Source organism: Dehalococcoidia bacterium (assembly GCA_035310145.1).
GTDB lineage: Bacteria > Chloroflexota > Dehalococcoidia > CAUJGQ01 > CAUJGQ01 > CALFMN01.
The window spans coordinates 53,154-60,379 of the sequence record DATGEL010000096.1 but is presented as its reverse complement, the minus strand read 5'-3'; the positions used below and the strand labels follow the sequence as shown (position 1 = coordinate 60,379).

Below are 7,226 nucleotides of genomic sequence, written 5' to 3'. Positions count from 1 at the left end.
TGCTCAACGCCGCGAGCGGTGTCCTGCGCGCCTGAGCCTGATCCGGACCTGCACTCCCGGCTCCCGCTCGCCTGGACCACGCGGCGAGCACGGTCGATGTGCCAAAGTCCAGGGCCGGGCACGCTGTGCCCGGCCGGCGCGCTCCTGTTGTTCAGCGAGCCGGCCGCCGCTGTTCATCCGCGACGCTTCGCGCTATCGTGCGCGCGAGCACGCGGAGGAGGGCAGGCGATGCGCATCGGGGTTCAGCCCGCAAACTCGGGGCCGCTGGCCACGCCGGAGTTCATCAGCGAGATCGCCGAGCTGGCCGACGGCCTCGGCTTCGACTCGCTGCAGATCACCGATCACCTGGTCATGCCCGTGGAATACAGCTCTCGCTATCCATACAACGCCAGCGGGCGCATGGCCGCCGGCCCGGACGACACCTACTTCGAGCCGCTCGGCCTGATCGCCTACCTGGGCGGGCGCACGCGGCGCATCCGCCTGGGCACCAGCGTGCTGATCGCGCCGTACCGCCATCCGGTCGTCACGGCGAAGTACCTGGCAGGGCTGGATCAGCTCACGGGCGGCCGGCTGCTGCTGGGCGTCGGCGTGGGCTGGATGGCGGAGGAGTTCGCAGCGCTGGGCGCGCCGTCCTTCGCCGAGCGCGGCGCCGTGACCGACGAGATCATCCAGGTCTGGCGCACGCTCTGGCGCGATCAGCCTGCCAGCTTCGCCGGCCGCTTCTTCCAGTTCGCACCGCTTGGCCTGATGCCGAAACCGGCGCAGCCGGGCGGCATTCCCATCTACATCGGCGGCAGCAGCCGGCCCGCCATCCGCCGCGCCGCACGCCTGGGCGACGGCTGGCAGCCCTTCAAGCTGTCACCGGATGAGCTTGCGCCCGGCCTCGCCCTGCTGCGCGATCAGTCGGCGAAGCTCGGCCGCAGCCTCGATGGCTTCACGATCTCCATGCGCCTGGGGCTGCGGCTGAGCGCCGTTGCCAGCGAGCGCCGCTCCAGCGAGGAGCCGTGGAAGGCGCTCGTCGGCACGCCGGCCGAGGTGATCCGCGACCTCGAAGCCTACGAGCGGCTGGGCGTGAACGAGGCCGTGTTCGACTTCCGCTCCTGCTCGGCCGACGAAACGCGCGAGACGCTGCGCCTGGCCGCCGCCGAGCTGTTGCCGCGCTTCCAGCAACAAGCCGCCGCGGCGAAGCCCGCCTGACGCGGCGAGGCCCGCACGCCGCGCGTTGACCCGCGAACTCCCCGGCCTTGAAGATGAGGACAGGATGGAGTGTACCTGCCGGGAGCAACACCATGCGCCGAGCGAGCCTGATCACCGTCGACTGCGGCGATGCGTCCCGTGCGCGGATCGCCGGGACAGGGCTCGATGTCTTCGAGGTCTGGCACGTCTTCCAGAACGTCGAGCAGGACTTCGAGCGGCTGCGCGGCGCCTTCGACTGGCTCAGCGAACGGCAGCTGCGCTCCGCTCTGGATTTCGCCGCGGAGCATCCGCGGGAAATGGCCGGCCGGCTCGCCGCGGCCGCGCAGAGCGAGGAGCGCCTCGCCCGGCTCTGGCGTGAACACCCCTCGACTGCACCGCCGCGGCGGTGATCAGCTACTACCTCGACGAAAACCTGTCGTGTGAGATCGCCGCACTCGTGCGCAAACGCGGAATCGACGCGCTGTGCTCGCACGAGTGCGGCAACGATGGCACAACCGATGCGGAGCAGCTCGCCTTCGCCGCTGCCTGCGGCTGTTGCCTCGTCACTAACGATCCGGAGGACTTCATCGGTCTCGCGGATGAGTACGCCCGCAGTGTCAGGCAGCACGCGGGGATCCTCCTGCTGCCGCGCTCGCTGACGCCGGAAGCAGCCAACTTTGATCGCATCGCACAGGCGCTGGCGCGTTACGCCGGGCCGTATCCCAACGGCATGCAGCACATCGATTGGCTGCGGCCCATGCCGGAAACGTAGCATCCCCGAATCTCAGCGACAGCCGCCGCGGCGAAGTTCGGGTAGGCCAGCCGGCTCAGCCCACGCCCAGCTCGTGCGGGTTGAGGCGGCCCTGCTGCTCGATCAGCTTGGCGACGAGGCCCGTCCAGCCGGTCTGGTGGCCGGCGCCCAGGCCCGCGCCCGTATCGCCGTGGAAGTATTCGTAAAAGGGCACACAGTCGCACCAGCGCGGGTCCGTGTTGAGCTGCGCCTTGCCGCCGAAGACGGCGCGGCTGCCGTGCTCGTCGCGCAGGAAGATGCGCATCAGCCGCTGCGACAGCTCGCTGGCGATCTCCATCAGCGTCAGGTAGCGGCCGGAGCCGGTCGGGCATTCCACCTTGAAGTCGTCGCTGTAGTAGTGGTGGAACTTCTGCAGCGACTCGATCAGCAGGTAATTCACCGGGAACCAGACCGGCCCGCGCCAGTTCGAGTTGCCGCCGAACAGGCCGGTGGTCGATTCGGCCGGCTCGTAGTCCACCGAGTGCACCATGCCGCCCGCCTCGACCGAGTACGGGTGGTCCTTGTGGTACTTGCTCAGCGAGCGCACGCCGTAGTCGCTCAAAAACTCGGTGGGGTCCAGCGCCCGCTTGAGCAGCGCCTTCATGCGGTGGCCGCGCACCAGCGCCAGCAGGCGCAGCTCGCCCGCCCCCGGCTCGTACCAGCGTGAGACGAGCGCCGCCAGCTCCGGCCGGTGCTCCAGGAACCACTCCAGCCGCTGCTTGAAGGCGGGCAGCCGATCGAGCACCGCCGGCTCGACCGTCTCCACAGCGAAGAGCGGGATCAGCCCGACGAGCGAGCGCACCTTCATGCGCAGCGGCGAGCGGCCGGGCACGTTCAGCACGTCGTAGAAGAACTCGTCCTCGTCGTCCCAGAGCGAGATGCCGGTGCCGCCCAGGTCGTTCATGGCCGAGGCGATGAAGAGAAAGTGCTCGAAGAACTTGGTGGCGATGTCCTCGTAGACGGGGTTGCTCAGCGCCAGCTCGAGCGCGATCGTCATCATGTTCAGGCTGAACATGCCCATCCAGCTCGTGCCGTCGCTCTGCTCGATGTGGCCGCCGTCGGGCAGCGCCGCCGAGCGGTCGAAGACGCCGATGTTGTCCAGGCCGAGAAAGCCGCCCTGGAAGACGTTGCGGCCTTCGGGGTCTTTGCGGTTCACCCACCAGGTGAAGTTGAGTAAGAGCTTGTGGAAGACGCGCTCCAGAAAGGCGCGGTCGCCCGTGCCCGTGAGGCGCTGCTCGATCTTGTAGACGCGCCAGGCGGCCCAAGCGTGCACCGGTGGATTCACGTCGCCGAAGGCCCACTCGTAGGCGGGCAACTGGCCGTTGGGATGCATGTACCACTCGCGCGTGAGCTGCACGAGCTGGCGCTTGGCAAAGTGCGGGTCGATCAGCGCCAGCGGCAGGCAGTGGAAGGCGAGGTCCCAGGCCGCGTACCACGGATACTCCCAGGTGTCGGGCATGGAGATGATGTTGGCGTTGTTGAGGTGGCGCCAGTCGGCATTGCGGCCGTGCTTACGCCGTTCGGGCGGTGGCGGCTCGGCCGGGTCGCCGTCCAGCCAGACGGCGACGTCGTAGTCGTAGAACTGCTTGCTCCAGAGCATGCCGGCGAACGCCTGGCGCTGCACCAGGCGCTCGTCGGCGCTGGTGGCCGGGCTGGTGAAGGTCGCGTAGAACTCGTTCGCCTCGGCCTGCCGCAGGCGGAAGACCTCGTCAAACTCGGCGAAGGGCGCGTCGTGCGCGGCGTGCGAGAGGCGCAGCCGCACCGTCGCGGTCGCGCCCGGCGCGACGGTCTGCGCGTAGTGCGCGGCGGCTTTGGTGCCCGTCTGCGCCGGATTGCCGGCCTCCTCGTCGCCCTGCACGACGGCCGCGTGGAAGGCGTCCTTGACGTAGGGCGTGCGGTTTGCGGAGCCGTACAGCCGCTGGAAGTTGGTCTCGTTCTCGGTGAAGAGCAGCGCCGGCGCGCCCTCGCAGGCGAGCCAGTACTGCGCCAGCGGCGCGCTCGGGTGCTGCGCCACGATCTGGCGGCTGCCGTCCGGCGCCTGGCCGCCGGCGCGCAGCTCCGGCCGCGCCTCGCCCGTGCGCCAGCTCCAGGTGTTGCGGAACCAGAGCGTGGGCAGCAGGTGCAGCGGCGCCGGGTCCGGCCCGCGGTTTGTGGCGCTGACGCGGATCAGCACGTCGTCCGGCGCGGCCTTGGCGTATTCGACCAGGACGTCGAAGTAGCGGTTCTCGGCGAAGACGCCGGTGTCGATCAGCTCGTACTCGGGCGCGGCGCGGCCGCGGCGGCGGTTCTCCTCGAGCAGGTCGGTGTAGGGGAAGGCGCGTTGTGGGTACTTGTACAGCGCCTTCATGTAGGAGTGCGTGGGCGTGCTGTCGAGGAAGAAGTAGCACTCCTTCACGTCTTCGCCGTGGTTGCCCTCCGGCCCGCTGAGGCCGAACAGCCGCTCCTTGAGGATCGGGTCGGCGCCGTTCCAGAGGGCGAGGGCGAAGCAGAGCAGGCCGTGGTCGTCGCAGATGCCGAGCAGGCCGTCCTCGCCCCAGCGGTAGGCGCGCGAGCGGGCGTGGTCGTGGGGCAGGTAGTCCCAGGCGGCGCCGAACTCGGAGTAGTCCTCGCGCACCGTGCCCCACTGGCGCTCGGCAAGATACGGCCCCCAGCGCTTCCACGGCGCCGTGTGCTGGCGCGACTCTTCCAGCCGGTCGTGCTCCGCCATCATTGGACTCTCCTGCCGCCGCCTCGATCGCGTGTGCCCGGCGCCGCGCCCGCCCGCGGGCTGGCGTGCCGCGCGAGCGCCGTGTCCAGTCCATAGTAGCCGCTCGGCCGCCGGGCGTGACGCGGAGCCGCGTCGCGAGCCGGCAAGCGAACGGCTTTCAGAGAACGTCGCCGCCGGCCGCGCATGACAACTCTGTTGCATTTTCTGATGCGTTCCCGTCGCCGCGTGCACGATTTTGCGGGGGTAGGCTTCCCGGCAACGGTCGCGTTGAGAAGTGTTCGAGGGGGTGCGATGCCGCTGCCCCGCCGGCGCATAGTCCTGATCCTCGCCGCGGGCGCCGCCCTCCCCGACGGCGCCGCGGTGGCCGTCTCCGCGGCCCATCAGGGGGCGGCGACGTCGGCCGCGCCGCACCGCTCGCCCACCGTGCCGCCGCACGGCCTTCCCGGCCTGGTCGAACGCATCACGCCCGCCGGCACGTACTTCTCCCTCACCGACAGCCAGGGCTCGGTGCTGGCGATCGTGAACAGCAGCGGCGCGGTGGTGCAGAACTACGCCTACGACGTCTTCGGCGCGGTGACCAGCCAGAGCGGCGGCCTGGGCAGCGAGCCGCAGTTCGCCGGGCAAGAGACCGACCCCGACGGCCTGCAGTAGCTGCGGGCGCGGTACTATGACCCCGCCACCGGGCGGTTCTTGAGTCGCGACGCGTGGAGCGTCTCAGACACGACCGTCTACCACCCCTACGTCTACGCCCGCAACAACCCGGCGAGCGTCATCGACCCGTCCGGGCATTCGGGCTGCCAGGATCCTGATGATCCCAACGACGCCCTGGACTGCCCGCAGCTGGTCGGGCCAGGCAACGCGTCGATCGAGGACACGGCCGGCCAGGGTCCCACGGAGGCCCAGATCGCTGCGGCGAACGCGGCCGAGACGGACGCCGCCGCAGCCGGCGAGAGCGGCGTCGAGCGGCCCGGGTCCACGAGCGCAGAGGGCACGGAAACCGCGACGCTCGACCTGAGCAGCGCCACGCGTCTCACGCCCAACGAGATTTCAACAGCTGAGCGGCTGGCCGCGCTTCCGCAAATGGCGGGAAGAACCCTCACAGAAAGCCCGCACGAGGGCGCCGAGTTGGCCGACGATCAGGGCCGCAGTTACGACCTGATGGGTCAACCACAGGCCTCGAAGCACTGGAACGAATCGGAATTCTTGGGCTCGATCAACAGCCGCCTCTTGAAAGAGAACGATTTCTCCGTTATAGATCTGACAGGATTCACAGCCGACCAAGTAGACACCGTCCGAGACTATGTGGACTCGCTTCCGCAAGAGGATCAGGACAAAATCATCAGGATTGGCTTCTGATGGCCGGCGTTATAGCGACGCCTCAACGAGATCCATGGAAGGTCGCGAATTGGGCGTTTCAACTGCTGCTCACGCGCGTGTCGGATGAATCTGACGACGAAAGCGATCGTTTTGTCCTTCAAAGAGCGATGATTTTTCAAACACTGGACTTAGGGCGTTTCGATCCAGTTCAGCGGACGCGGCTGGCTCGAGCAGTCGCTCGCAGCGCTGAGAAGCTGCGCCCGGAACTCCTGCTGAGTGATGACCCTCGCGACCAAGGATTTGCCACCCGGCTTACCACTCTTGCACTGGCTCTAAACGAAGACTTCGGGTGATCGGTCGCCGCAGAAGCCGCAGCGAACGACGCGCCGAAGTCATTTCACAAAGGGCCCAGCGCGTTGGAAAAGCCGGAGCAGTTCTGGTCGCCGGCCAGAACCAGACAAACGTCTATAACGGCGACGGCCTGCGCCAGAGCTGGACGGCAGGTGGCCAGGGCCTGTCGCGGGCGCTCAGCGGGCGGGCGCGAGGCAGGCGCGGATGCGCTCGGCCAGCGCCGCGGCCGTGGCGCCTTCGGCCAGGCTCAGCATCCACTCCATGCGCTCCTGCTGTGAGGCGGTTACCCGGTAGCCGTTCAGGTCCAGGAAGAGCGCGAGGCACGCGAGGGCAGTGCGCTTGTTTCCCTCGATGAAGGGCTGTGTTTCGGCGATGCCCTGTGCCAGCACCGCGGCTTGCATCGCCAGGTCGGCATCCTCGTAGTGGCCGTAGAACTGCGCACGTGCGAGGGCGGACTCAAGCCCGGCTCGGCTGCGGAGTTGGTGGGCCGCCTGCTGCTGCGTACACTCGAAGATCGCGCTGTAGAGTGTGAATACTTGCTCGGTGGTCAGGTAGACCACTTCGCTCATGATCGAGCCTTGCGTTTCGCCGATGTCACGGTGGAACCATCGTGCCGCACCTGTTCGCCCCGGTCATACGCCGCGAGCAGATCAAGCGCCTCCCGATTTTCCGCCACCACACGCCGGGCACGGGCCTGAAAGTCCTCCTGAACGGGACGCGCCGGCAGAATGTGTAGACCGCCATCCGCCGTTCGATCCAGCACCACCTCGTCACCCGCCGAAAAGCCCAGTTCCTCGAATTCGCGCGGCAGTGTGATCACGTTGCTGTTGCCCACGCGGCGAATCTTGACGATCTTCATTGCACACCTTCACGTAGCTACGAGTA

At 68.2% G+C, this 7,226-nt stretch carries 9 protein-coding genes; 6 read left to right on the top strand and 3 right to left on the bottom strand.

The window, feature by feature from the left end; translation table 11 throughout:
* The first annotated feature begins 228 nt into the window (after positions 1–228).
* The 3 genes from VKV26_18520 to VKV26_18510 all read left to right on the top strand — a co-directional run bounded on the left by VKV26_18520 (position 229) and on the right by VKV26_18510 (position 1,948).
* Positions 229–1,197 (top strand): LLM class F420-dependent oxidoreductase, encoded by a 969-nt coding sequence (locus VKV26_18520; GenBank protein ID HLZ71902.1) that lies wholly within the window; start codon positions 229–231, stop codon positions 1,195–1,197.
* Positions 1,198–1,289: 92 nt separating this feature from the next.
* Entirely contained in the window at positions 1,290–1,586 is a 297-nt protein-coding gene (locus VKV26_18515; protein HLZ71901.1) for a hypothetical protein, read from the top strand.
* Complete coding sequence (locus tag VKV26_18510) at positions 1,583–1,948, top strand: DUF5615 family PIN-like protein (GenBank protein HLZ71900.1); 366 nt, start codon at positions 1,583–1,585, stop codon at positions 1,946–1,948. The genes VKV26_18515 and VKV26_18510 overlap by 4 nt, the downstream gene beginning before the upstream one ends.
* A gap of 55 nt (positions 1,949–2,003) precedes the next feature.
* On the opposite strand, the gene VKV26_18505 is transcribed toward VKV26_18510, so the two are convergent.
* Positions 2,004–4,676, bottom strand: a complete 2,673-nt coding sequence (locus VKV26_18505) for a glucosidase (protein ID HLZ71899.1) — start codon at positions 4,674–4,676, stop codon at positions 2,004–2,006.
* A gap of 288 nt (positions 4,677–4,964) precedes the next feature.
* On the opposite strand from VKV26_18505, the gene VKV26_18500 reads away from it, so the two are divergent.
* The 3 genes from VKV26_18500 to VKV26_18490 are packed head-to-tail and all read left to right on the top strand — an operon-like array spanning position 4,965 to position 6,343.
* Positions 4,965–5,324: a hypothetical protein gene (locus tag VKV26_18500; GenBank protein ID HLZ71898.1), complete on the top strand. Its 360-nt coding sequence runs from the start codon at positions 4,965–4,967 to the stop codon at positions 5,322–5,324.
* Positions 5,325–6,029 (top strand): RHS repeat-associated core domain-containing protein, encoded by a 705-nt coding sequence (locus VKV26_18495; GenBank protein ID HLZ71897.1) that lies wholly within the window; start codon positions 5,325–5,327, stop codon positions 6,027–6,029.
* On the top strand, positions 6,029–6,343 hold the full coding sequence (locus VKV26_18490; GenBank protein ID HLZ71896.1) for a hypothetical protein: 315 nt from the start codon (positions 6,029–6,031) through the stop codon (positions 6,341–6,343). The genes VKV26_18495 and VKV26_18490 overlap by 1 nt, the downstream gene beginning before the upstream one ends.
* Positions 6,344–6,517: 174 nt before the next feature.
* Here VKV26_18490 and VKV26_18485 read toward each other — a convergent pair whose 3' ends face one another.
* The gene (locus tag VKV26_18485; GenBank protein ID HLZ71895.1) at positions 6,518–6,910 is read right to left on the bottom strand and encodes a type II toxin-antitoxin system death-on-curing family toxin; all 393 of its coding nucleotides are present in this window, start codon (positions 6,908–6,910) and stop codon (positions 6,518–6,520) included.
* A complete protein-coding gene (locus VKV26_18480; protein ID HLZ71894.1) occupies positions 6,907–7,200 on the bottom strand; it encodes an AbrB/MazE/SpoVT family DNA-binding domain-containing protein in 294 nt (97 codons plus the stop codon). The genes VKV26_18485 and VKV26_18480 overlap by 4 nt, the downstream gene beginning before the upstream one ends.
* Positions 7,201–7,226: the final 26 nt, after the last annotated feature.